Raw genomic sequence first — 25403 nt, 5'->3', positions numbered from 1 at the left:
AAATATGTTAAAGAAAAATGATATTGTAGAAGTTGAAATTGTTGATTTGACCCATGAAGGTGCTGGAGTTGCTAAGGTAGATGGTTTGGTTTTCTTTGTAGAAAATGCTCTACCAACTGAGAAAATCCTCATGCGTGTTCTTAAGGTCAATAAAAAGATTGGCTTTGGGAAGGTTGAAGAATACCTTACATATTCTCCGCATCGTAACCAAGGCCTTGACCTAGCTTATCTACGCTCAGGTATCGCTGATTTGGGTCATCTTGCCTATCCAGAGCAACTCAAGTTTAAAACCAAGCAAGTCAAAGACAGTCTCTACAAGATTGCTGGTATTACAGATGTAGAAGTTGCTGAAACGCTCGGCATGGAACATCCAGTCAAGTATCGAAATAAGGCACAGGTGCCCGTTCGTCGAGTGAATGGTGTCTTGGAAACTGGTTTTTTCCGTAAAAATTCGCACGACCTTATGCCCATTGAAGATTTCTTCATCCAGGATCCTGTCATTGACCGAGTTGTGGTAGTTCTTCGAGATTTGCTTCGTCGGTATGATTTGAAACCTTATGATGAAAAGGAACAGTCTGGCTTGATTCGAAACCTCGTTGTGCGTCGTGGGCATCATTCAGGACAAATCATGGTTATTTTAGTGACTACACGTCCTAAAGTTTTCCGAGTGGAGCAGTTGATTGAACAACTTATTAAGCAGTTCCCAGAGATTGCCTCTGTCATGCAAAATATCAACGACCAGAATACCAATGCGATTTTTGGGAAAGAATGGCGCACACTTTATGGCCAAGACTATATTACGGACCAGATGTTGGGAAATGATTTCCAAATCGCTGGCCCAGCTTTCTACCAAGTCAATACTCAAATGGCGGAGAAACTCTATCAAACAGCCATTGAGTTTGCGGAGTTAAAAGCAGATGATGTGGTGATCGATGCCTATTCAGGGATTGGAACGATTGGATTATCCGTTGCAAAGCATGTTAAAGAAGTATACGGTGTTGAAGTGATTCCAGAAGCAGTTGAGAATAGCCAGAAGAATGCTGTATTAAACAATATCACCAACGCCCACTATGTTTGTGACATGGCTGAAAATGCAATGAAGAATTGGCTTAAGGAAGGTATTCAACCAACCGTTATCTTGGTGGACCCACCACGCAAGGGGTTGACAGAAAGCTTTATCAAGGCAAGTAGTCAAATAGGAGCAGACCGAATTGCCTATATCTCATGCAATGTCGCAACCATGGCGCGTGATATCAAACTCTACCAAGAGTTGGGATATGAATTGAAGAAAGTACAACCGGTGGATTTATTTCCGCAGACGCATCATGTTGAGTGTGTGAGTTTGTTAGTGAAACGCAGTTAAACCTAAAAAGGTTCCCCGAACCTTTTGAGTTCCACAAACGTATCATGTTGAGGCGGTATCACTGCTTGTACGAGCTGATTAAACAAGGGTGTAGCTAGCGAAAGTCCTACAGTAAGGAGTTTAAACATGAAATTCCATGAATTTGGTGATAAGAATTTGCCTCCTATTTTACTGATACATGGTGGTGGAAGTTCTTGGTGGAATTATCTTCGTCAAGCACGAATCTTGTCAGAAGAATACCGTATTATTCTGCCCACTTTGAATGGCCACGGCGAGGAATATCAACTTGATTATGTTTCTACTGAAGATTCTGCTTTGGAGATTCTAGACTATATCAAAGAAAACTGTGGTGGGAAATTGTTTGCAATCGGTGGTGTTTCACTTGGTGGTCAAATTGCCATGGAGCTTTTGTCTTTAGACAGTGAAATTACTGAGAAGGCCATCATAGATGGAAGCCTCTGTATTCCTCAACCAAGGTTAGCTAAAATCAGCATCTTTCTAGTGTCTCTATTTGGTAAACTGATGTTCAATATATTCTCTTGCAAACTTCAGTTAAGCATGATGAACAAACTCTATCCTAAACTGGCTTATCCAGAGGAAATAAAAGCTTATTATTTGGAGGATTTGCCAAGGACCCCTGTCAAAACATTGGTGACCATTTACAAAAACTATATGGGATGTTACAAGCTGAAAGATATGATTTCTGCTAGCAAGGCTCAGGTTCTGTATATCTATGGTGAAAAAGAATTGAACTGTGTGAAAGAATCAGCGAAATTATTTCATCAGCTACATTCAAATACAATTTTGTATGAAGCAAAGGGCTATAACCACGGTTATTTATCAGCTTACCTGCCTTATGAGTGGATTGATTTGGTGGTGCCATTTTTAAAGAGTGACTCATTAGAAATGTGTAACGAATCTGATATGCCATAAGGAGGAATACCATGCTAGGAGCAATTGTTGGAGTCATTGTAGGTTCTGTTTACGAATGGAACAATATCAAAACGAAGGACTTTCCTTTATTTAGGAAAGAGTGCTTTTTTACAGATAATACGATAAGTTCGAACCGCTGAGTGTGTAAGTTTGTTAGTGAAACATTTTTAATATTCATAAGATTTAAAGTTGATTACAAAAAAGGAAGTATTATCATGGGAATATTTGATGATTTTGAGTACAAAGAAAACTACCTAGATGATGAAAAAGTAATTGAAATACTTAAAAAGATTTTAAGAGCAATTCATCTAAATAATTATAGAGATATTTTGGATTGTGTTGATGGTTCAGAAGTTGATGATGTAAGAGAGTTACTTGAATATATTGACGATTCATTACAATTAAATGATTTTGATAAAATTGATGAATATGGAGTAGATTGTAATTTCCATCCGAATTATGAGTACTCCCAACTACAAGTTTATGAATTTAATGATCAAACTGGCTTTGTTGTTGAATATGAGATGACCTCCGATTCTGAATTAGTAGATTTAACCCTACAATTAGAATTTTTATACAATAATGATGGTTACAAAATAACTTCTATAGATGTCGATCCTGGATAAACAACACTTAATTATCTTCGTTATATGATAAATGCGTATATTAAGGCTAGATAATTTGATTGTAAGTTGCTTAAAATATCGGTTAGTTTTTCAAATATTGGGAGAATGGAAGATGTATCTATTGGAATTGTACCAAAATGATTATTCTAAAGATTAAGTCGTGTTTGATTCTTTAGAAGATGGAAAAGACTTTGTTTCTCACTGATGATACGGTAAGTCCGAACCACTGAGTGTGTGAGTTTGTTAGTGAAACGTTGCTAATCCTCAAAATAAAGAAACAAAAATACCATTATTTAGAAATGAAAACCTAAACTGTTTTTAAGGAGGTGTTATATTGATAGAGAGTAGACCTGAGTTTGATAAAATCACATCCTTTGATGAATTTAATAAATACTATTGGTATCGTGATGAACTTTCACAGATATGCAAGTCATTAGGGCTTGAATATAGAGGTACAAAACAAGAACTCAATGATATTATTGAGCAGTACTTCAAGGGAAACTTGATTAAAAAATCATCAGTAAAAAGAAATAAGAAACGAGTAGAAGTCGTTACCTTAGATACGCCCTTACTTGAATGTGGATTCTCCTTTAATGCACACTTTAGAGAATATTTCTCAACTTTAACAGGTGTTTCCCCCTTTAAATTTACTGCTGATATGGCCACTGCTTGGAGAAAAGTAAAAAGAGAACATGATTTAAGTTTTACCATTCAAGATATGTTAAAAGTTTATTATGGAAATTCAGATTATGCCAAGTATGATCATTCGGTTTGTCAATGGAATCAGTTTTTAAAGGATTTCTGTGCAGACGAAAATAGTCGCACCTACTCGAACAAACTAAAAGTAGCTTCTATTCTTTGGAAAGAAGTTGGAAATTCAAAAGCTGAAAAAATTTATTCAAAGAATCTTTTGACTGAATATGCTGATAAAATAAACGAGTATGGGAAATAGAAAAATCATTCTAAACCAATAGTTCACAAGGAGGGATCTTATGCTTGGAGCAATTATCGGAGATGTTGTCGGTTCTGTTTACGAATGGAACAATATCAAAACGAAGAACTTTCCTTTATTTCAGAAGGACTGTTTTTTCACGGATGATACGGTTATGACCTGTGCTGTTGCAGAAGCAATTATGAATGGGAGACAAAAAGACGACTTCATTGACGCGATGAAGAAATACGGCAGAATGTATCCGAATGCTGATTACGGTGCTCGGTTTAATGCATGGCTAAACAGCGATAACCGTGAGCCTTATAATAGCTTTGGGAATGGATCAGCTATGCGTGTTTCTCCATGTGCTTGGGTCATGGACTGTGATGTCTATGAGAGAACTGGTACGTGGCCATCATCTAGAAGACTTGCGAGTCTTTCTGCAGAGGTAACCCATAATCATCCCGAAGGTATAAAAGGCGCTATGGCTACAGCTGATGCTATCTTTCTGTGTCGTTTTTACTTTGGTGGTTATTGTAGAGAATACGAGCAACCAATTAATGACAATCCTACAGAGTGTAAAATACGGATTAAGGATTATATAGAGAAGACATACGGCTACAATCTATCTCAAACTTTAGATGAAATCCGCCCTAACTATCGTTTTAACGAAACATGTCAAGAAACTGTCCCTCAAGCCATTATTGCCTTTCTTGAAAGTAGAGACTTCGAAGATGCGATAAGGAATGCCATCTCACTTGGTGGCGATAGTGATACACTTGCAGCAATCACAGGAAGTATAGCCGAGGCAGCTTACGGAATTCCTGATTGGATAAAGGATAAGGCCTATTCTTACTTGGATAACCCCTTAAAGGATGTAGTCATTAGATGCGAAAATAGAATAAAAGCATTTTAATCTCCAGTACGTCATATTTCTCTTTTCCGTATTTTCATTGTATAATAGGATTACATTTACTTGCATAAGACGAAATGTAAACATTTCTATTTAAAATTAAGGAGAAACTAATGAAAAAGGCAATGGTAATTATCAACCCTACTTCTGGTGGCGAGAAGGCCTTGGATTACAAAGAAAAGCTGGAGAATAAAGCAAAAGAATACTTTGAGCACGTAGAAACCAAAATTACCGAAAAAGCTTTGGATGCAACACATTTTGCTGAAGAAGCTTCTCGTGAGCAGTTTGATGCAGTGGTTGTTTTCGGTGGAGACGGGACTGTCAATGAAGTCATTTCGGGTATTGCTGAGAGAGAATACATTCCTAAGTTAGGGATAATCCCAGGCGGTACGGGTAACCTCATTACAAAACTGTTGGAAATCAATCAAGACATTGATGCCGCGATTGATGAACTGGATTTCAACTTAACCAATAAGATTGATATCGGTAAAGCGAATGACAATTATTTTGGCTATATCTTTAGTATCGGTTCTCTTCCTGAAGCGATTCACAATGTTGAAATCGAGGACAAGACAAAATTCGGTATTTTAGCCTATGCTGTAAATACCATGAAGTCTGTCATGACGGATCAGGTCTTTAACATTAAGGTTGAGACAGAAAATGGAAATTATGTTGGTGAAGCGAGCCATGTTTTGGTTCTCTTGACAAATTACTTCGCTGACAAAAAAATCTTTGAAGAAAACAAAGATGGCTATGCTAACATTTTGATTCTGAAAGATGCTTCAATATTCTCTAAATTATCCGTTATTCCTGATTTACTAAAAGGGGATGTTGTTGCAAATGATAATATCGAGTATATCAAAGCGCGTAATATTAAGATCTCTTCAGATAGTGAATTGGAGTCAGATGTTGACGGCGATAAATCGGATAACCTACCTGTAGCAATCAAAGTCCTAGCTCAGCGGGTAGAAGTATTTTCAAAACCGAAAGAGGATTAGTATATAGAGAAAGCCTTTTTTAAGGCTTTTTTGTATACTTTAAAAGATAGTTCTTTTAAGAACTGACATTCCTTGCAAATAAAATACGAAAGTAGTATACTAGATTAACAATTGTGAAAACGTTTGCGCTATATACGGATGAAAGTAAACTAGGAGACAAATTAATGGAATTAAGTGCTATTTACCATAGGACTGAGTCGGAGTATGCCTATCTTTATAAGGATAAGAAGATTCATATTCGGATTCGAACTAAGAAAGGGGATATTGAGAGTATAACCTTGCATTATGGTGACCCTTTTATCTTTATGGAGGAGTTTTATCAGGATACAAAGGAAATGTCCAAGCTAACTTCTGACGCCATCTTTGATTATTGGCAGGTTGAAGTGTCCGTTGACTTTGCACGTATCCAGTATCTCTTTGAACTCAAGGATACAGAAGGTCAAAGTATTTTGTATGGCGATAAAGGGTGTGTGGAAAATTCTCTAGAAAATCTTCATGCTATTGGGAATGGATTTAAGTTGCCTTATCTTCATGAGATTGATGCATGCCAGATTCCTGACTGGGTTTCAAATACGGTGTGGTATCAGATATTTCCTGAGAGATTTGCTAATGGAAATGCTCTATTAAACCCAGAAGGGACATTAGACTGGGATTCCTCTATCACACCTAAAAGTGATGATTTCTTTGGTGGTGATTTACAGGGGATTATTGACCATCTGGATTATTTGCAAGACTTGGGGATTACTGGACTTTATCTTTGTCCTATATTTGAATCCACGAGCAATCATAAGTACAATACGACGGATTATTTTGAAATTGACCGTCATTTTGGAGACAAGGAGACCTTCCGGGAGCTGGTCGAGCAAGCTCATCAGCGTGGCATGAAAATCATGCTGGATGCGGTATTTAACCATATTGGTTCGCAATCTCCTCAATGGCAAGATGTTGTCGAAAATGGTGAGCAATCTGCTTATAAGGATTGGTTCCATATTCAACAATTCCCAGTGACAACTGAAAAGCTAGTTAATAAGAGAGACTTACCTTATCATGCTTTTGGTTTCGAGGACTATATGCCTAAACTAAATACAGCCAATCCAGAGGTCAAGGACTATCTTTTAAAGGTTGCGACTTATTGGATTGAAGAGTTTGATATCGATGCTTGGCGTTTGGATGTGGCTAATGAGATTGACCATCAGTTCTGGAAGGATTTTCGTAATGCAGTTTTAGCTAAAAAGCCTGATCTTTATATCCTAGGAGAAGTCTGGCATACGTCTCAGCCTTGGTTAAATGGAGATGAGTTCCATGCGGTCATGAATTATCCTTTATCTGATAGTATCAAGGACTATTTCTTACGAGGAATTAAGAAGACTAATCAGTTCATCGATGAAATCAATGGTCAGTCTATGTATTACAAACAGCAGATTTCAGAGGTTATGTTTAATCTCTTGGATTCGCATGATACAGAACGAATCTTGTGGACGGCAAATGAAGATGCTCAACTGGTCAAATCAGCTCTAGCCTTTCTCTTTTTACAAAAGGGAACACCGTGCATTTATTACGGAACCGAGTTAGCTTTAACCGGAGGACCAGACCCAGATTGTCGACGTTGTATGCCTTGGGAACGTGTATCAAGTGACAATCATATGCTGAATTTCATGAAGCAGCTGATTAATATTAGAAAACAAGCGTCATCAACCATTCAGCATGGCAAGTATAGCATTCAAGAAATCAAACCGGATCTAGTAGCCTTGGAATGGAAATGCGATGGCCAAATCTTCAAAGCAATCTTTAACCAATCAAAAGATGATTATCTTTTAGAGAAGGAAACCGTAGCATTAGCAAACAATTGCCAAGAATTGGAAAATCAGCTTGTCATTTCTCCAAAAGGATTTGTGATTTTTTATTAAAGAGCAATTATGAGCGACAGGAAAGTTGTAGTATAGAGAAGATTTTACAAACAGACTATTTGTCGTCTTGCTACAATTGGTATATAATTTAACTTAGAGTAAATAGGAGGACAAATCGAATGGAATTAAAAGATTTTACAGAAAAAGAACAGGAAATGATTAAGAAGGGGCTGACTACGTCTAAGATTAGTGACAAGGAAACTGCTGAGAAGATTCTTGCGCTAGTACCACAAGACTTGATTAAGCGCATTCCGTTTTTCGTCAGAAAACATGCAACAACACGTACGATTAAACGCATTTCAATTGAACACCCTGAACTCTACGCTGCAGCTCAAACAAGTGGTGAGATTCCGGAAAAAGAACGCGAAGAATTACGTCAGATTATCACGACTATCTTTGAACAAAAGATGAATAAGCATAGTATTAAGTAGAGAATGAAAAAATATTTTATTGGCGGTTTGGGAAGCAATGTCTATCATAGCAAGGATTTTCTTCAAGAACTAGATTCGCAGGTTTACTTTCTAAATCCATATGAAAAGCATCTTCGAGATGAAACAGAATTGAAATCATGGTTTAAAAATGAGATTGTAGAAGAAGAATCTATATGTCTGATAGGTCATTCTCTTGGAGGAGATTTGGCTCGTTATCTCGCATCGGAATTTCAAGAAGTGAAGAAACTGATTCTTTTGGATGGTGGCTATCTAGATTTAGATAAGATTTTAACTTTAGATGCGGAATTAGAGGAAACTAAAAACTATATCAAATCTCAAATTATTTTGGACTTAGATGTTCTTATTTCTAAAGAAAAATCTGAAGCAAAGCATTGGTCAGAAAATATGGAGAAAGCTGTAAGACAGTCCTATCACTGGAATGCGGAGTATAATAGATATGAGTTGGCTATAAATTATGAAAATATAGAAGCGATCCTCCGCCTACGGAGGAAAATACAAGCTTTTAAGAGAGAAGTGGGAGATGCTTTGTTTATCAGTCCTCGCTATCCTAATGGAACTACATGGAGAGAGGAAGCATTAAAAGAATTGCCAGATTATTTTGATACTATTTTTCTAGAAAACGTTAGCCATGAAGTTTATACTGAAGCACCCAAAGAAATCGCTAGTATGATTAATGAGTGGCTCGCTTATTCTCAATGAGCTACTTGTATTACTTAAAATGTTATAAGATTTAAATCTAAAAATCATTAATATTCAGATAGCAAAAAACGAACAGGCTCTTTTTCTGTCATTCAGAAGAGAACTTGTTCGTTTTTATCTTGCTTTTTTAAAACACGCGATACACATAGGGATTCTCTGGTTTATCGACTTTGGTAAAACTATCGATTTCCAAGGTTGGGAGGTTTTGTTTGAGTTCTTTATGATAGTGATTGACCAGTTTTCCTTTGGCTGTTATCCAGGTATTATTCTCATACTGACGGGTATTTCCCTTGGTCAGCAATCCATAGACACCAGAATCTGCGATACAATGGATAATGCCGAAGCGGAATAGAAATTGGCTATTGGCATGACTGGGGTCGTTATAGACAAATCCTGTGAACTGGACTGTCTTGCCCTCAAACTCATCTGGATAGTCGTAGATAGCCTCCATGACTTCCATATAGTTTTCGTTGGTGATCTGAATACTATCTTGGGACAAGTATTTATCCGCCGCAGTTCGCATCTCCTTTTCATAGGCTGTTTTTGAAAAATAAGAACTGGTATCTGGTTTCAAATATTGGCTTGTCGTCCCTTCACTTGTCTGAATGGCTTGATCCGTGCCTTCTGATAAGGGGAATTGATAGCCTTTGGCAGAAACGGTCTGAGAATCCAAGCTAACAGTTGGAAAAGTTAAGCCGACGACAATAGGAATAGCTAGAAGAGCAATACTCGTCACCTTCGCCAATCGGCTGTTCAGATGACTATGGGTTTTGACTTGCTTCATCCAGATATACAGTTGAACAATTGCCAAAATAAAGGAAAGTACCATGGAAATATAGGCCAGATAGGAATAGTGCATGTTGATGTACTGGTTTAATTTTCCGGACAGATGGAGATAAATAGTCAATTCAAAATAGCCAGCTAGAACTAAAAATCGAATCATAGGATGACTCCAATCAAGAGAGAATACACTAAGACGACAAGAGTCACAATCATAATGAAGTGACCGATAAATCGTGCTTTCAAGTAATTTTTCATCATGAGAATATTTTTGATATCCAGCATTGGGCCAATAACGAGAAAGGCCAGAACTGGTGGCAAGCCGAAACTTGAGAGAAGAGAAGCACCGATAAAGGCATCAGCCTCACTACAGAGAGAAAGAAGAAAGGCTAAAATCATCAAGAGCAGGATGGCAAAAAGAGGGGTTGCACTGATAGAGGTCAGAATCCGTGTCGGAACATAGACCTGTATAACAGAGGCAAAGAGACAGCCAAATACCAAATAACGCCCCGTATCAAAAAATTCATCAATGGCCTGCACAAAGACCTGAAAAACTTTTTTTGCAGAGCTCAAGTGAGAAAAATCATGCTCATGACAAGCCAACCGATCTTCTTTTTGAATCGGTTCTTGCCAGAAAAATCCTAGAAAAATCCCAAGTATCACAGCCACAACGATGGAACCCAGAGCTCGCAATAGGGCGATATGGAAGGAGTTGCCAAAGGCAGAATAGGTCGCAAATAGAACAATGGGATTTATAACAGGCGCTGTTACGAGAAAGGGAACAGCCGTGTAACTAGGAACCTTCTTTTCCAGAAAACGATTGATAATGGGGACGATCCCACATTCGCAAGAAGGGAAAAGTATACCAACGAAGGTCCCAAAAAAGATTCTCCCCCAACGATTTCGAGGGAGAAAATGATAAACCTTTTCAGGTGTGATATAAACCTCAATCAGCCCTGAAACAATACTTCCTATCAGAACGAAGGGTAGGGCTTCAATGATTATAGAGAGAAAAATAGCCCCAGTCTGAAGCACACTAGAAGGGAGTTGTTGGAAAGCAGTCATCTAGTTTTTCTTTTCTGCTTTGGCTTTTTTCTCTTTGTCATCAGGGAAAGTGACTTGTTTCAAATCAGGGAGTTTAGCAAACTCCTCAAACATCTTGTCCAAGTCATCAGTTTTTGTAAATTTTACAGCCATAGGTGCACCTCGATTCTAAATTCTATCTCTATTATACTATTATTTTAAGGAAAAGGGAAAAGTTAAAATTGAGTATCTAACGAATAATAGAGCTTGATATATCCTGATATACACTATGATTGTGATATAATAGTTGTGGAATAACGGAGGAAATGATGGATCATGAAACAATCGGTCAGGTTACCGATGAAGTAAAAGAAATTTTTGATATTGTTCTTGAAGCGAGCGACATAAAGGTCAACAAAGACGGTTTGAGAAGCCATATGATAAAACGCCATCACAATGATGTGATTCATCATATTGAAGACCTGGAACTCATACTAAGGAACCCAGATTTCGTCGGGGTCAATCCACGAGAGAAAGACGCCAGTTTCGAATATGTAAAAAGATTTGATGATAATGTTCTTGTTTCCATCAAGTTACATAAAAGTGGAGATTTCTTTTATGTTCTGACCATGTATCGCTTACAAGATTTCAAGTTACAAAGTCGTATTAAGTCTGGGTAGATTGAGAAAGCTTGACAAAAAAATAGATAGTGCTAGAATAACATTAACGAAAGACATTTGAGGGCAGAAAGGTTCCTGCCGCACCTTGAAGAAGGTATCTGAGATGCTGGGTACACCGACCAGCCAAATGTCCGTTATTTCAAAGGAGGGGCTTAAATGCTCCTTTTTTATTTAAAATTTCAAAATAGATTATCCCCACCGCAGACTCTGTCTTGCGGTTTTTTATTTTTCAAAAACACGCATTTTGGACGATTAGAAATAGAAATCTAAATGCTATTCTTCACCACAACAATTAGGATAAATAATTTTTAACACGAGGGCTCTCCTTTCACCAAATTTGAGTCTGCCGATCCCTTGGCTATCCTTTCCTTTCACAAACGAGTCGCTTATTCAATTATAAGTTTACGTGCTCCTAGTCACAGTCAGTTGTGCTTGATGGAAAGAATGACACCTATAAAAATGCGAGGTAGTGACTATACCACTCACTTATTCACCACCCCGTGATTTGTAGTAGTGATAGGCTTTCTCGCTATTATTATAAAACAAAATAAAGAGCACAACACTTTTTCATTCTGTGTTGTGCCTTGAGTGAAACGAAAGGAATTAATTATAAAAGTTTAAAAAGTCAATGTGTTATTCCAGGTCAGGAACATCTTCCAGAACTGGCTATTATGTCTGATCCATTAAATACTTTTGATGTCATGGAGTGGTAAAAAAAGGTGGCAATGCTCTCTAAGTACAAGTTATTGCACTATAGAATATAAATCTATTCCCCACATATTGTTTTTAAATACTGTAAGAGCTAATTTGAAACGTTTAGCTTATGGTATAATAGATTCATGGATAAAAAATATGAAAAAATCTCCCAGGATTTGGGAGTGACGTTAAAGCAAATTGATACTGTTCTAAGTTTGACAGCTGAAGGGGCGACAATTCCCTTCATCGCGCGTTACCGGAAGGACATGACTGGTAGTCTGGATGAGGTGGCGATTAAGGCTATTATTGATCTGGATAAAAGTCTGACAAATCTCAACGACCGTAAAGAAGCTGTCTTGGCTAAGATTCAAGAACAAGGCAAGCTGACCAAGGAATTGGAAGAAGCTATCCTGGCAGCTGAAAAATTAGCAGACGTAGAAGAACTCTACCTTCCTTATAAGGAGAAACGTCGTACCAAGGCAACCATTGCCCGTGAAGCTGGACTCTTTCCTCTTGCTCGCTTGATTTTGCAGAATGTAGATGGCTTAGAGAAAGAAGCTGAAAAGTTTGTCTGTGAAGGATTTGCGACTGGTCAAGAAGCCTTGGCTGGTGCGGTTGATATCTTGGTAGAAGCCTTATCTGAAGATGTGACCTTGCGCTCACTGACCTATCAGGAAGTGTTGAGACACTCTAAAATCACTTCGAAAGTCAAAGATGAAAGTCTTGATGAAAAGCAAGTTTTCCAGATTTATTATGATTTCTCAGAGACAGTTGGCAATATGCAAGGCTATCGTACCTTGGCACTCAATCGTGGGGAAAAGCTAGGCGTCTTAAAAGTCGGTTTTGAGCACGCGACAGATCGTATTCTTGCTTTCTTTGCTGCCCGTTTCAAGGTGAAAAATGCCTATATAGATGAAGTTGTTCAACAGTCAGTTAAGAAAAAGGTCTTGCCTGCTATTGAGCGACGCATTCGGACAGAATTAACTGAGAAAGCAGAAGAAGGAGCTATCCAACTTTTTTCTGACAACCTGCGCAATCTCCTCTTGGTTGCTCCGCTGAAAGGGCGCGTGGTTCTAGGATTTGACCCTGCCTTTCGTACAGGTGCCAAGCTAGCTGTCGTAGATGCAACAGGAAAAATGCTGACAACTCAGGTCATTTATCCTGTCAAACCAGCATCAGCTCGTCAAATCGAAGAAGCAAAGAAAGATTTGGCAGATTTGATTGGTCAATACGGTGTAGAGATTATTGCCATCGGTAATGGAACGGCCAGTCGTGAAAGTGAAGCTTTTGTGGCGGAAGTTCTTAAAGATTTTCCTGAGGTTAGTTATGTCATCGTCAATGAAAGTGGTGCTTCGGTCTATTCTGCCAGTGAACTTGCTCGTCAGGAGTTCCCAGACTTGACTGTTGAAAAACGCTCTGCTATTTCTATCGCCCGTCGTTTGCAAGATCCTCTTGCGGAATTGGTCAAAATTGATCCTAAGTCAATCGGCGTTGGTCAGTACCAGCACGATGTCAGCCAGAAGAAGTTGTCTGAAAGTTTGGACTTTGTCGTGGATACCGTGGTGAATCAAGTCGGTGTCAACATCAATACAGCCAGCCCAGCTCTTCTTTCCCATGTCGCTGGACTCAATAAAACCATTTCTGAAAATATCGTCAAATACCGTGAGGAAGAAGGAAAAATCACTTCACGAGTCCAAATCACGAAAGTTCCCCGTCTGGGAGCCAAGGCCTTTGAGCAGGCAGCTGGTTTCCTTCGTATCCCTGAAAGTAGCAATATCCTTGATAATACAGGAGTTCACCCAGAAAATTACGCTGCCGTTAAGGAACTTTTCAAACGTTTGGACATTACAGACTTGAATGAAGAAGCCCAAAGCAAACTCAAGTCCCTTTCAGTCAAGGAAATGGCGCAAGAGCTAGACCTTGGACCAGAAACTCTTAAAGATATCATTGCAGACCTTCTTAAACCAGGTCGAGATTTCCGTGACTCTTTTGATGCACCTGTGCTTCGCCAAGATGTCCTAGATATCAAAGATTTAGTGATTGGTCAGAAGCTAGAAGGTGTAGTGCGTAACGTCGTTGACTTCGGTGCCTTCGTTGATATCGGGATTCACGAGGACGGCTTGATTCATATTTCCCATATGAGTCGCAAGTTTATCAAGCATCCCAGCCAAGTAGTATCCGTTGGTGATTTGGTAACGGTTTGGGTTAAGAAAATTGATACTGAACGTGAAAAAGTCAATCTGTCGCTTCTAGCTCCAAATGAAACTGACTGATTACGTTAAGCAGGTTTCACTAGAAGACTTCGGCAGACCTTTTATCCATCATGCCCAGTGGAATTCTCGTCTACGTTCGACAGGTGGGCGATTTTTCCCAAAAGATGGGCATTTGGATTTTAATCCCAAGGTTTATCAGGAACTGGGTCTGAATGTTTTTAGGAAAATTGTCCGACATGAGCTCTGTCATTATCACCTCTATTTTCAAGGGAAGGGCTATCAACACAAGGATCGGGATTTTAAGGAACTGTTGAAAGCAGTGGATGGATTACGCTTTGTTCCAACCTTGCCAAATAGCAACTCCAAGCCAATCACGCTCTATCGTTGCCAATCCTGCCACCAAAGGTATCAGCGCAAGAGAAGGATTGATACCAAACGCTATCGCTGCGGAGTTTGTAGAGGTAAATTGCTTCTGATAAATCAGCCTGAGGACTGATGAAAGCCGAGCCTACCCGTGATATACTATGTCTAACCTAGCAGAAAGAGGAAAAATCATGAACAGTAAATTTTATAAAATGAGACGAAATCGCATGATTTCAGGAGTTCTGGCAGGTCTGTCAGACAAGTGGAACTTTGATGTTACCCTTGTTCGTTTTCTATTTGCTATTTTTACAGTCGCAAACTTTGGACTTGGCGTGATTATCTATATCATCCTAGCTTCTATCATGCCTACCAAGGAAGAAATTGAAGCAGAAATGTACGGAACAGGCCCACGTAAACGAAAAGAAGCCCAAGCCATTGACGATAATGAAGGCTGGTTTTGGTGAGGTGAAAATAGTTATTTTACTGTTAGTCTATGAATTCGACTAATCTATTTTAAAATTTTTGAACCCTTGTATCTGCAAGGGTTTTCTTCTTGCTTTTTTTTATGGTAAAATATTTTTAATAAAATATCTACATTTCCCCCAATCTTACAAAAATGTAAGATTAAAGTCTCTTTTGTAAGGTTAGGTTATGGCAAGCGGTCTTTTTTTGATGTAAACTAGACTCATAAAGAACAAAGGAGTAACATCATGAAACAAACCTTACAGAAGAAAACAAGAAAACCAAGCCACAAAGATATCGAGCGCGTTCAGCTGGGATGCGCTATGATGCAAGCAACATTTCATTTGATGGGATATTAAGAAAGGAGATTCTCATGACACTTTTAGATGTAAAACACGTTCAAAAAATTTACAAAACTCGTTTTCAGGGCAACCAAGTAGAGGCCCTCAAGGATATTCACTTTACCGTGGAAAAAGGTGACTATGTCGCTATCATGGGTGAGTCTGGTTCTGGTAAATCCACTCTTCTAAATATCCTAGCTATGCTGGACAAACCAACCCGTGGTCAGGTTTACTTGAATGGAACAGACACAGCAACCATTAAAAATTCACAGGCTTCTAGTTTCCGTCGTGAAAAGTTGGGTTTTGTCTTCCAAGACTTTAACTTGCTAGATACTCTGTCTGTAAAAGACAATATCTTGCTTCCGCTTGTCTTGTCAAGAAGACCCATTACGGAGATGATGAAGAAATTGGTGGTGACAGCTGAGAATCTGGGAATCAACCAATTGCAAGAGAAGTACCCTTACGAGATTTCAGGTGGGCAAAAACAGCGTGTAGCAGTAGCCCGCGCCATCATCACAGAACCTGAAATTCTCCTTGCGGACGAACCGACAGGAGCTCTTGACTCTAAGTCATCTGCAGCCTTACTTGATGTTTTTGATGAAATCAATGAGCGCGGCCAAACCATCCTCATGGTAACCCACTCAACAGCAGCAGCTAGCAGAGCCAAACGTGTTCTCTTTATCAAGGACGGCATTCTTTACAACCAAATCTACCGTGGAGAGAAGACAGAGCGTCAGATGTTCCAAGAAATCTCTGATACCTTGACTGTCATGGCAAGCGAGGTGAATTAGTATGTTTCGATTAACCAATAAGTTAGCGGTATCGAACTTGATTAAAAACCGCAAACTCTATTATCCTTTTGCGCTGGCTGTTCTCTTGGCAGTCACCGTCACCTATCTCTTTTATTCCTTAACCTTTAATCCCAAGATTGCGGAAATCCGTGGAGGTGAAACGATTCAAGCTACTCTAGGATTTGGTATGTTTGTCGTCACCCTTGCGTCAGCCATTATCGTCCTCTATGCCAATAGTTTTGTTATGAAGAACCGTTCCAAGGAACTGGGAATTTATGGCATGTTGGGCTTGGAGAAGCGACATCTGATCAGTATGACCTTTAAGGAGTTGGTGCTTTTTGGAATTCTAACTGTTGGAGCAGGTATCGGTATTGGAGCCTTGTTTGACAAGTTGATTTTCGCCTTCTTGCTCAAACTGATGAAATTAAAGGTAGAACTAGTCGCTACCTTCCAGATGAAAGTTGTCATTACAGTACTTCTTGTCTTTGGATTGATTTTCCTAGGCCTCATGTTCCTGAATGCCCTTCGAATCGCCCGTATGAATGCCCTCCAGCTCTCACGTGAGAAAGCTAGCGGTGAGAGAAAAGGTCGTTTCCTATCCCTCCAAACTATTCTTGGTGCGATTAGTTTAGGTGGTGGATATTATCTTGCAGTTACTGTAAAAGATCCCCTTACAGCCTTAACAACCTTCTTCTTAGCTGTTTTGCTGGTTATCTTTGGTACTTATCTCTTGTTCAATGCAGGGATTACAGTTTTCCTTCAAATCTTAAAGAAAAACAAGAAATACTATTACCAACCTAATAATCTTATCTCTGTTTCCAACTTGATTTTCCGTATGAAGAAAAATGCGGTTGGACTAGCAACTATCGCAATTTTGTCAACAATGGTTTTGGTAACCATGTCAGCCGCGACAAGCATTTTCAATGCTTCAGAATCCTTTAAAAAAGTTCTAAATCCGCATGATTTTGGGATTACTGGACAAAATGTTGAAAAAGAAGATTTGGACACACTCTTGAGCCAGTTTGCAAGTGACAAAGGTTATAATATCAAAGAAAAAGAAGTTCTTCGTTACGCTTACTTTGGTGTTGCAAACCAAGAAGGTAGCAAGTTAACCATTTTTGAAAAAGGACAAAACCGTGTCCAAGTCAAAACAGTTTTCATGGTATTTGACCAAAAAGATTATGAAACTATGACTGGTCAAAAACTTTCTCTATCAGGAAATGAGGTTGGACTCTTTGCAAAGAATGAGGGAGTTAAAGAACAGAAAGCTCTAACTCTAAACGATCATCAATTTTCTGTCAAAGAAGAATTTACTAAAGATTTCATTGTAAACCATGTTCCAAATCAGTTTAATATTTTGACTGCTGATTACAATTACCTTGTTGTACCTAATTTACAAGCCTTTTTGGATCAATTCCCAGATTCGGCTATCTATAATCAGTTTTACGGTGGTATGAATGTAAATGCCAACGAAGAAGAACAACTCAAGGTCGCTGAAGAATATGATAAATACCTCAACCAGTTTAATGCTCAATTAAACACGGAAGGTAGCTATGTGTATGGTAGCAATCTAGCAGATGCTAGTGCTCAAATGAGTGCCCTCTTTGGTGGTGTCTTCTTTATCGGTATTTTCCTATCCATTATCTTTATGGTCGGAACCGTTCTGGTCATCTATTACAAACAAATTTCTGAAGGCTATGAAGACCGTGAGCGCTTTATTATCTTGCAGAAAGTTGGTTTAGATCAAAAGCAAATCAAGCAAACCATTAACAAACAGGTTTTAACTGTTTTCTTCCTTCCTTTGCTCTTTGCCTTCATACACCTAGCCTTTGCCTACCATATGCTTAGTCTGATTTTAAAAGTGATTGGTGTAATAGATACGACTATGATGTTGATTGTGACCTTGTCTATCTGCGCTATCTTCCTCATCGCCTATGTGCTGATTTTCATGATTACTTCAAGAAGTTATCGCAAGATTGTGCAAATGTAAAAAAAGATACCTCGACTTCAAAATCGAGGTATTTCTTATGTTCTAAATGCTGAAAAGTTGTCCGAGCAGGAAGGTAACTCCCATGGTCAAGAGGCCAATAGCTAGGTTCCGAATCATAGCTGTTTTGGTTGGTGCTTTTCCAAGTCTGGCACTAGTGTAACCAGTGAGAAGAAGGGCCACACCGACGATAAGGACGGTAGCAGGGATACGGTATTCACTTGGGAAAATGGTAATTGAAAGCATGGGTGGTAAGCTACCAAGGAAAAAAGAAATAAAGCTAGAGATAGCAGCATGCCATGGATTGGTAAACTCTTCATACTCTATCCCATATTTTTCCTCTACCAAAGCCTTGAGCGGATTATTTAAAAAGGCTTTGTTGGTCAAGAGTTGAGCAGAGGTTTCACATTCTCCATTTTGGATATAGGCTGCATAGAGAGACTTTTTGGCTAGTTCCATATCTTGGTCTAGCAAGACTTGCTCACGCGCAACGGCTGCTTCCTCGGTATCTTTTTGAGTTGAAACAGATACATATTCTCCACCAGCCATCGAAAAGGCACCAGCTAAGATAGCTGCAAATCCTGATAAAAAGATAATCCAGATATTACTCGTAGCACTAGCAACCCCGATAACCACACCAGCAATGGAAATAATTCCATCATTGGCACCAAGAACACCCGCACGCAGGATATTTAAACGACCTGCAAAATTTGAATCGATTTCGTGATTTGTTTCTGACATACTATTCTCCTTTTTATCCAGTATAAAGGAAAAATATAGGGAAATCAATCTTTTAAAAGTATCTGAAAAAAGTTGCACGATTTTAATGATATAAAAATGTCGACATCTTCTCTAATAGATCAAACACCGAGGGTAAAGTGTATAGAATATCATAAAGAATTTTAAATTAAATATGAAAATCATTTTGTTCACTTTATAATCGTTTACAAGAGAAAAGTTAGTATTAAATCAAATAAAATCCAAATATTTTACGAACTATTTTTATATTTTCTTCGTAAACCGCTTTACAAGTTCTTAAAAACATGATATAGTAATAAAGCTTAGAAAATGAGATGATGTTTTCTAGCAAATATAAACCCGAGTAAAAAACGCCTACGGACAGGCAGGGTTGAATGCCGAAGCGTGGTTGAAAAACCACATTATTGATAGGGTTAAAAGCCTACTTTTATAAGTTGATGTTAGGACACTTATCCTAATTCATAAATTTTTAGTGTGGTGAAAGCACACGTCATCTTGTGAAACGATCAATAAAGTACGTAATATTTGCTACTAGAGAGTTAGGAAACATCGGGAACAGACATACTCAACAGAAACAAACATAAAAACGTCAGAAGATTGCAGAGCAGGTGAAAACCTGCTCTTTTTTCATGAGTCAACCTTTAGTCGCCTTCGTCTTCTTGAAGCGCTACAAATACGGTAAAGGAGTATGTCTTGAAAGAGTTAGATCAAAACCAGGCCCCAATTTATGAGGCCATGGTGAAGTTACGCAAGAAAAGGATTGTTCCCTTTGATGTTCCAGGTCACAAGCGTGGACGAGGAAATCCAGAACTTGTCGAACTCTTAGGAGAAAAATGTGTAGGCATTGATGTTAATTCGATGAAACCATTGGATAATTTGGGCCATCCCATTTCGATTATTCGGGATGCAGAGGAGCTGGCTGCAGATGCTTTTGGAGCTAGCCATGCCTTTCTCATGATTGGGGGAACAACCTCATCGGTGCAGACTATGATTCTTTCTACCTGCAAGGCTGGAGATAAGATTATTCTGCCACGTAATGTCCATAAATCTGCTATCAATGCGCTAGTTCTATGTGGTGCTATTCCCATCTATATCGAGATGAGTGTGGATCCTAAAATTGGTATCGCTTTAGGTCTTGAAAATGATCGAGTAGCCAAGGCCATAAAGGACCATCCAGATGCCAAGGCCATTTTGATTAACAATCCTACTTACTACGGAATCTGTTCAGACCTAAGGGGATTGACAAAAATGGCTCATGAAGCTGGCATGGTGGTTTTAGTAGATGAAGCCCACGGAGCGCATTTGCATTTTACTGAAAAACTTCCAATTTCTGCTATGGATGCAGGTGCTGATATGGCAGCAGTTTCCATGCATAAGTCTGGTGGGAGTTTGACACAAAGCTCGCTTCTTTTAATCGGGGAGCAGATGAATCCTGAATACGTTCGTCAGATTATCAATCTTACCCAGTCAACATCCGCCTCTTACTTGTTGATGGCTAGTTTGGATATTTCACGTCGCAACTTGGCCCTTCGTGGTAAAGAGTCTTTTGAGAAGGTCATTGAGCTATCCGAGTACGCTCGTCGTGAAATCAATGCCATAGGTGGCTACTATGCCTACTCAAAAGAGTTAATAGATGGTATGTCGGTATGTGATTTTGATGTAACCAAGCTGTCAGTTTACACTCAGGGTATTGGCTTAACAGGTATCGAGGTTTATGACCTCCTACGAGACGAATACGACATTCAGATTGAGTTTGGTGATATTGGCAATATCTTGGCCTATATTTCGATTGGTGACCGGATCCAAGACATCGAGCGCTTGGTCGGTGCTTTAGCAGATATCAAGAGACTATACTCACGAGATGGGAAGGACTTGATAGCTGGAGAATATATCCAGCCAGAGTTGGTCCTTTCTCCTCAGGAAGCCTTCTATTCAGAGAGAAGAAGTTTGTCTTTAGACGAATCTGTTGGACAAGTCTGTGGAGAATTTGTCATGTGCTATCCTCCAGGAATCCCTATCTTGGCTCCTGGTGAACGCATTATACGTGAAATTGTAGACTATATCCAATTTGCAAAGGAACGTGGATGCTCCCTTCAAGGGACGGAAGATCCTGAGGTCAATCACATCAACGTCATTAAGAGAAAGGAGAACTAGATGGATTTATGGTTTTCTGAAGTTCATACTCCAGATGTGAAATTATCCTTGAGAACAGCCAAGCAACTCTACGCTGGTAAAAGTGAATGGCAGGATATCGAAGTCTTGGATACACCAGCTTTTGGTAAAATACTGATTTTAAATGGGCATGTCTTGTTTTCAGATGCGGATGATTTTGTCTACAATGAAATGACCGTCCACGTTCCCATGGCTGTCCACCCAAATCCCAAGAAAGTATTGGTTATTGGGGGTGGTGATGGCGGTGTCGCCCAAGTATTAACCCTCTATCCTGAGCTGGAACAAATCGATATTGTGGAACCGGATGAGATGTTGGTTGAAGTCTGTCGTGAGTATTTTCCAGACTTTGCTGCGGGGCTAGATGATCCTCGTGTCACCATTTACTACCAAAATGGGCTACGCTTTTTACGAAACTGTGAAAATGACTATGATATTATCATCAACGATGCGACAGATCCATTTGGCCATACGGAAGGGCTCTTTACCAAGGAATTTTACGGTAATAGTTATCGAGCTCTAAAGGAAGATGGTATCATGATCTACCAGCATGGGAGTCCTTTCTTTGACGAAGATGAGTCAGCTTGCCGAAGCATGCACCGTAAGGTTAATCAAGCCTTTCCAATCAGTCGGGTCTATCAGGCCCATATCCCAACCAGTCCAGCTGGCTATTGGTTGTTTGGATTTGCATCGAAAAAATACCACCCTGTCAAAGATTTTGACAAGGAAGGCTGGAAAAAACGCCAGCTTTTCACAGAATACTACACTGCAAACTTACATGTGGGAGCCTTTATGTTGCCCAAGTATGTTGAGGACATTTTAGAAGAAGAGGAAGGAAAAAAATGAGTCGTTTACTAGTTATTGGATGTGGGGGAGTTGCCCAAGTTGCCATTTCAAAGATTTGCCAAGATAGCGAAACCTTTACAGAGATTATGATTGCTAGCCGTACCAAGTCAAAATGTGATGACTTGAAAGCGAAGCTAGAAGGTAAAACAAGTACAAAGATTGAGACAGCTGCTCTTGATGCTGATAAGGTGGAAGAAGTCATTGCCTTGATTGAAAGCTACAAGCCAGAAGCTGTTTTGAATGTAGCCTTACCATATCAAGATTTAACCATTATGGACGCTTGTTTGGCAACTGGAGTCCACTATGTCGACACAGCTAACTACGAAGCAGAAGACACAGAAGACCCTGAATGGCGTGCTGTTTATGAGAAACGTTGTAAGGAACTTGGTTTTACAGCCTACTTTGACTACTCATGGCAATGGGCTTATCAGGAAAAATTTAAAGAAGCAGGCTTGACAGCTCTGCTTGGTTCTGGTTTTGATCCAGGTGTGACCAGCGTCTTTTCAGCCTATGCCCTCAAACACTACTTTGACGAAATCCATTATATCGATATTTTAGACTGTAATGGTGGTGACCACGGTTATCCGTTTGCAACAAACTTCAACCCAGAAATCAATCTACGCGAGGTTTCTGCGCCAGGTTCTTACTGGGAAGATGGAAAATGGGTCGAAGTTGAAGCCATGTCTATCAAGCGCGAGTACGATTTCCCTCAAGTTGGGCAAAAAGACATGTATCTCCTTCACCACGAAGAAATCGAATCATTGGCCAAGAACATTCCAGGTGTCAAACGTATTCGTTTCTTTATGACCTTTGGTCAATCTTATCTAACTCATATGAAATGTCTTGAAAATGTTGGACTTCTTCGTACAGATACTATTGATTTCAATGGTCAAGACATCGTTCCAATTCAATTCTTAAAAGCCTTACTTCCAGATCCTGCTAGCCTTGGCCCACGTACTGTAGGTAAAACCAATATTGGATGTATCTTTACAGGTGTTAAAGACGGCGTTGAAAAGACTATCTACATCTACAATGTTTGCGACCATCAAGAGTGCTATGCAGAAGTCGGGTCACAAGCCATTTCTTACACTACAGGCGTTCCAGCCATGATTGGGACAAAATTGGTTATGAACGGTACTTGGAAACAAGCTGGAGTATACAACCTTGAAGAGTTGGATCCAGATCCATTCATGGAAGCATTGAATGAGTATGGTTTGCCTTGGGTTGTGGTTGAAAATCCACAAATGGTGGACTGATGAAGTTAGAACAAGTACCAACACCAGCCTATATTATTGACTTGGCCAAGTTAGAAGCAAATTGTCGCATTCTACAATATGTTCAAGAAGAAGCTGGTTGCAAGATTTTACTTGCCCAGAAGGCGTATTCCCTCTACAAAACCTATCCCTTGATTAGCCAGTATCTATCTGGTACGACAGCTAGTGGACTCTATGAGGCCAAATTGGCAAGGGAAGAATTTCCTGGTGAAGTCCATGTTTTTGCGCCAGCTTTCAAGGATGCAGACTTGGAGGAATTGCTAGAGATAACGGACCATATCGTCTTTAACTCAGAGAAACAGTTGCGTAAACATGGGGCTCGTTGTCGTGAGGCTGGTATCAGTGTAGGTTTACGTCTCAATCCTCAATGTTCAACACAGGGTGACCACGCGCTCTATGATCCTTGTGCACCAGGTTCTCGTTTTGGTGTAACACTAGATAAAATTCCGAGTGATTTGCTGGAATTGGTAGACGGTCTTCATTTTCATACCCTTTGCGAGCAGGGAGCAGATGATTTACAGACAACTTTGAAAGCAGTAGAAGCGCAGTTTGGTTCGTACTTGCATCAAGTCAAATGGCTCAATATGGGTGGTGGTCATCACATCACAAGAGAAGACTACGATATAGATTTGCTGATTTCTGAAATTAAGCGAATCCGAGAAACTTACCATCTTGAAGTTTATATCGAGCCAGGTGAAGCCATTGCGCTCAACGCGGGTTATCTAGCAACTGAAGTATTGGATATTGTAGAAAATGGTTTGGAAATCTTGGTTTTAGATGCCTCCGCGACCTGCCATATGCCTGACGTACTTGAGATGCCCTATCGTCCACCTTTGAGAAACGGCTTTGAGGCACAGGAAAAAGACCATACCTACAGACTTTCTTCCAATACTTGTCTGACAGGCGATGTGATTGGTGATTATAGCTTTGAAAATCCAGTTCAAATTGGAGACAGACTTTATTTTGAAGATATGGCTATTTACTCATTTGTCAAAAATAATACCTTTAATGGTATTGGATTGCCAAGTCTCTATCTCATGGACGAGCAGGGTGACTGCAGCTTAGTCAAATCTTTTGGTTATCAAGACTTTAAAGGGAGATTATCATGATGGACAGTCCAAAAAAATTAGGCTATCGTATGCCAGCAGAGTATGAACCCCATCACGGTACCCTCATGATCTGGCCGACTCGACCAGGATCTTGGCCTTATCAAGGCAAGGCAGCTAAAAAGGCTTTCAGCCAGATTATTAAAACGATTGTTCAAGGGGAATCTGTTTACCTTTTGGTGGCCCAAGACTACTTAACTGAAGCTCAAGACTACCTTGGAGATAGCGTTGTTTATCTAGATACTCCTACCAATGATGCCTGGGCGCGTGATACAGGTCCGACCATTCTTGTCAATGATAAAGACCAGAAATTAGCCGTGGATTGGTCTTTCAATGCTTGGGGTGGTGCTGTTGATGGTCTCTACCAAGACTATGAAGATGATGACCAAGTAGCCAGTCGTTTTGCTGAAGAGTTGGAAATGACTGTTTACGATGCAAAACCTTTTGTACTGGAAGGCGGAGCGATACACAGCGATGGTCAAGGAACCATTCTCGTGACTGAAAGTTGCTTGCTTAGTTCTGGTCGCAATCCTCATCTTAGTAAGGAAGAAATCGAAAATACCTTATTAGAGTGCCTTGGAGCTGAAAAAGTTATCTGGCTACCTTATGGTATTTATCAGGACGAAACCAATGAACACGTTGACAATGTTGCAGCCTTTGTTGGTCCTGCAGAACTTGTCTTGGCTTGGACGGACGACGAAAGCGATCCTCAATATGCCATGTCAGCAGCTGATTTAGCGATTTTAGAAAAGGAAACAGATGCAAAAGGTCGTCACTTCACCATTCATAAATTGCCTATCCCTGCAGTTCGACAAGTTGTGACAGAAGAAGATCTTCCTGGTTATTCCTACGAAGAAGGTGAAGAAGAGCGATACGCAGGTGAACGACTAGCAGCTTCCTACGTAAACTTTTATATCGCCAACCAGGCTGTCCTTGTTCCCCAGTTTCAAGATAAAAACGACCAAGTAGCCTTAGATATCCTCAGTAAGTGTTTCCCAGACCGTAAAGTTGTCGGAATACCAGCCAGAGATATTCTTTTAGGTGGTGGCAATATCCACTGTATCACCCAACAAATCCCAGAATAGGAGAAA

Annotated in this window: 25 protein-coding genes; 21 read left to right on the top strand and 4 right to left on the bottom strand. The window is 39.6% G+C overall.

What is annotated here, in order from left to right:
• Positions 1-4 precede the first annotated feature (4 nt).
• The 10 genes from rlmD (at position 5) to HMPREF2764_RS04655 (ending at position 8822) form a co-directional block, all read left to right on the top strand.
• A complete protein-coding gene (rlmD, locus tag HMPREF2764_RS04695) occupies positions 5-1363 on the top strand; it encodes a 23S rRNA (uracil(1939)-C(5))-methyltransferase RlmD (protein WP_070527590.1) in 1359 nt (452 codons plus the stop codon).
• Between the two features lie 126 nt (positions 1364-1489).
• Entirely contained in the window at positions 1490-2296 is an 807-nt protein-coding gene (locus HMPREF2764_RS04690) for an alpha/beta hydrolase (protein WP_070527587.1), read from the top strand.
• An 11-nt stretch (positions 2297-2307) separates the two neighbouring features.
• Complete coding sequence (locus HMPREF2764_RS09635) at positions 2308-2436, top strand: ADP-ribosylglycohydrolase (RefSeq protein WP_083306592.1); 129 nt, start codon at positions 2308-2310, stop codon at positions 2434-2436.
• A 75-nt stretch (positions 2437-2511) separates the two neighbouring features.
• Positions 2512-2922: a DUF7668 domain-containing protein gene (locus HMPREF2764_RS04685; protein ID WP_070527584.1), complete on the top strand. Its 411-nt coding sequence runs from the start codon at positions 2512-2514 to the stop codon at positions 2920-2922.
• Positions 2923-3256: 334 nt separating this feature from the next.
• Positions 3257-3874: an SAP domain-containing protein gene (locus HMPREF2764_RS04680; protein ID WP_070527580.1), complete on the top strand. Its 618-nt coding sequence runs from the start codon at positions 3257-3259 to the stop codon at positions 3872-3874.
• Positions 3875-3914: 40 nt separating this feature from the next.
• The gene (locus tag HMPREF2764_RS04675; protein ID WP_070527577.1) at positions 3915-4769 is read left to right on the top strand and encodes an ADP-ribosylglycohydrolase family protein; all 855 of its coding nucleotides are present in this window, start codon (positions 3915-3917) and stop codon (positions 4767-4769) included.
• A 110-nt stretch (positions 4770-4879) separates the two neighbouring features.
• Positions 4880-5764, top strand: a complete 885-nt coding sequence (locus HMPREF2764_RS04670) for a diacylglycerol/lipid kinase family protein (protein WP_023947684.1) — start codon at positions 4880-4882, stop codon at positions 5762-5764.
• Positions 5765-5928: 164 nt separating this feature from the next.
• Positions 5929-7671: a glycoside hydrolase family 13 protein gene (locus HMPREF2764_RS04665; RefSeq protein ID WP_070527573.1), complete on the top strand. Its 1743-nt coding sequence runs from the start codon at positions 5929-5931 to the stop codon at positions 7669-7671.
• A 119-nt stretch (positions 7672-7790) separates the two neighbouring features.
• The gene (locus HMPREF2764_RS04660) at positions 7791-8102 is read left to right on the top strand and encodes a hypothetical protein (RefSeq protein WP_000420556.1); all 312 of its coding nucleotides are present in this window, start codon (positions 7791-7793) and stop codon (positions 8100-8102) included.
• A gap of 3 nt (positions 8103-8105) precedes the next feature.
• Positions 8106-8822, top strand: coding sequence for an alpha/beta fold hydrolase (locus HMPREF2764_RS04655; RefSeq protein WP_070527567.1), 717 nt, complete (start codon positions 8106-8108; stop codon positions 8820-8822).
• 127 nt (positions 8823-8949) lie between these two features.
• Here the strand turns inward: HMPREF2764_RS04655 and HMPREF2764_RS04650 are convergent, their stop codons facing one another.
• From HMPREF2764_RS04650 to HMPREF2764_RS10280, 3 genes are read right to left on the bottom strand one after another with little or no spacing between them, the layout of a single operon-like run.
• On the bottom strand, positions 8950-9765 hold the full coding sequence (locus HMPREF2764_RS04650; RefSeq protein ID WP_070527564.1) for a TIGR03943 family putative permease subunit: 816 nt from the start codon (positions 9763-9765) through the stop codon (positions 8950-8952).
• A complete protein-coding gene (locus HMPREF2764_RS04645) occupies positions 9762-10667 on the bottom strand; it encodes a permease (RefSeq protein ID WP_070527562.1) in 906 nt (301 codons plus the stop codon). Before HMPREF2764_RS04645 ends, HMPREF2764_RS04650 begins: the two co-directional genes overlap by 4 nt.
• Positions 10668-10799 (bottom strand): SPJ_0845 family protein, encoded by a 132-nt coding sequence (locus HMPREF2764_RS10280; protein WP_004234728.1) that lies wholly within the window; start codon positions 10797-10799, stop codon positions 10668-10670.
• 155 nt (positions 10800-10954) lie between these two features.
• Here HMPREF2764_RS10280 and HMPREF2764_RS04635 point away from each other — a divergent pair, with 155 nt between their 5' ends.
• The 6 genes from HMPREF2764_RS04635 (at position 10955) to HMPREF2764_RS04610 (ending at position 18161) form a co-directional block, all read left to right on the top strand.
• Positions 10955-11305, top strand: a complete 351-nt coding sequence (locus HMPREF2764_RS04635) for a PBECR3 domain-containing polyvalent protein (protein WP_000349514.1) — start codon at positions 10955-10957, stop codon at positions 11303-11305.
• 839 nt (positions 11306-12144) lie between these two features.
• On the top strand, positions 12145-14274 hold the full coding sequence (locus tag HMPREF2764_RS04630) for a Tex family protein (protein WP_070527557.1): 2130 nt from the start codon (positions 12145-12147) through the stop codon (positions 14272-14274).
• Positions 14261-14710 carry a SprT family protein gene (locus HMPREF2764_RS04625; protein ID WP_070527554.1) on the top strand — a complete coding sequence of 150 codons (450 nt, stop codon included), beginning with the start codon at positions 14261-14263 and terminating at the stop codon, positions 14708-14710. The genes HMPREF2764_RS04630 and HMPREF2764_RS04625 overlap by 14 nt, the downstream gene beginning before the upstream one ends.
• A 58-nt stretch (positions 14711-14768) precedes the next feature.
• Complete coding sequence (locus HMPREF2764_RS04620) at positions 14769-15041, top strand: PspC domain-containing protein (protein WP_001085044.1); 273 nt, start codon at positions 14769-14771, stop codon at positions 15039-15041.
• A 371-nt stretch (positions 15042-15412) separates the two neighbouring features.
• On the top strand, positions 15413-16171 hold the full coding sequence (locus HMPREF2764_RS04615; protein WP_000173372.1) for an ABC transporter ATP-binding protein: 759 nt from the start codon (positions 15413-15415) through the stop codon (positions 16169-16171).
• Between the two features lies 1 nt (position 16172).
• Positions 16173-18161 carry an ABC transporter permease gene (locus HMPREF2764_RS04610; RefSeq protein ID WP_070527550.1) on the top strand — a complete coding sequence of 663 codons (1989 nt, stop codon included), beginning with the start codon at positions 16173-16175 and terminating at the stop codon, positions 18159-18161.
• Between the two features lie 42 nt (positions 18162-18203).
• On the opposite strand, the gene HMPREF2764_RS04605 is transcribed toward HMPREF2764_RS04610, so the two are convergent.
• On the bottom strand, positions 18204-18899 hold the full coding sequence (locus tag HMPREF2764_RS04605) for a VIT1/CCC1 transporter family protein (protein ID WP_000005264.1): 696 nt from the start codon (positions 18897-18899) through the stop codon (positions 18204-18206).
• 711 nt (positions 18900-19610) lie between these two features.
• On the opposite strand from HMPREF2764_RS04605, the gene HMPREF2764_RS04600 reads away from it, so the two are divergent.
• Genes HMPREF2764_RS04600 through aguA form a run of 5 tightly spaced genes read left to right on the top strand, consistent with a single transcriptional unit; the run spans position 19611 to position 25397 of the window.
• Positions 19611-21071 (top strand): aminotransferase class I/II-fold pyridoxal phosphate-dependent enzyme, encoded by a 1461-nt coding sequence (locus HMPREF2764_RS04600; RefSeq protein WP_070527548.1) that lies wholly within the window; start codon positions 19611-19613, stop codon positions 21069-21071.
• Positions 21072-21932 carry a polyamine aminopropyltransferase gene (gene speE / locus HMPREF2764_RS04595; protein WP_000366726.1) on the top strand — a complete coding sequence of 287 codons (861 nt, stop codon included), beginning with the start codon at positions 21072-21074 and terminating at the stop codon, positions 21930-21932. It begins immediately after the preceding gene.
• Positions 21929-23188, top strand: a complete 1260-nt coding sequence (locus tag HMPREF2764_RS04590; protein ID WP_070527547.1) for a saccharopine dehydrogenase family protein — start codon at positions 21929-21931, stop codon at positions 23186-23188. The genes speE and HMPREF2764_RS04590 overlap by 4 nt, the downstream gene beginning before the upstream one ends.
• Positions 23188-24315, top strand: a complete 1128-nt coding sequence (gene nspC, locus HMPREF2764_RS04585) for a carboxynorspermidine decarboxylase (protein WP_070527546.1) — start codon at positions 23188-23190, stop codon at positions 24313-24315. The genes HMPREF2764_RS04590 and nspC overlap by 1 nt, the downstream gene beginning before the upstream one ends.
• A complete protein-coding gene (aguA, locus tag HMPREF2764_RS04580; RefSeq protein ID WP_070527543.1) occupies positions 24312-25397 on the top strand; it encodes an agmatine deiminase in 1086 nt (361 codons plus the stop codon). Before nspC ends, aguA begins: the two co-directional genes overlap by 4 nt.
• Positions 25398-25403 lie beyond the last annotated feature (6 nt).

The sequence above is a fragment of the Streptococcus sp. HMSC073F11 genome (genome assembly GCF_001810785.1).
In the GTDB taxonomy this organism is placed as follows: domain Bacteria; phylum Bacillota; class Bacilli; order Lactobacillales; family Streptococcaceae; genus Streptococcus.
This window is presented reverse-complemented; position numbering and strand designations above follow the sequence as displayed.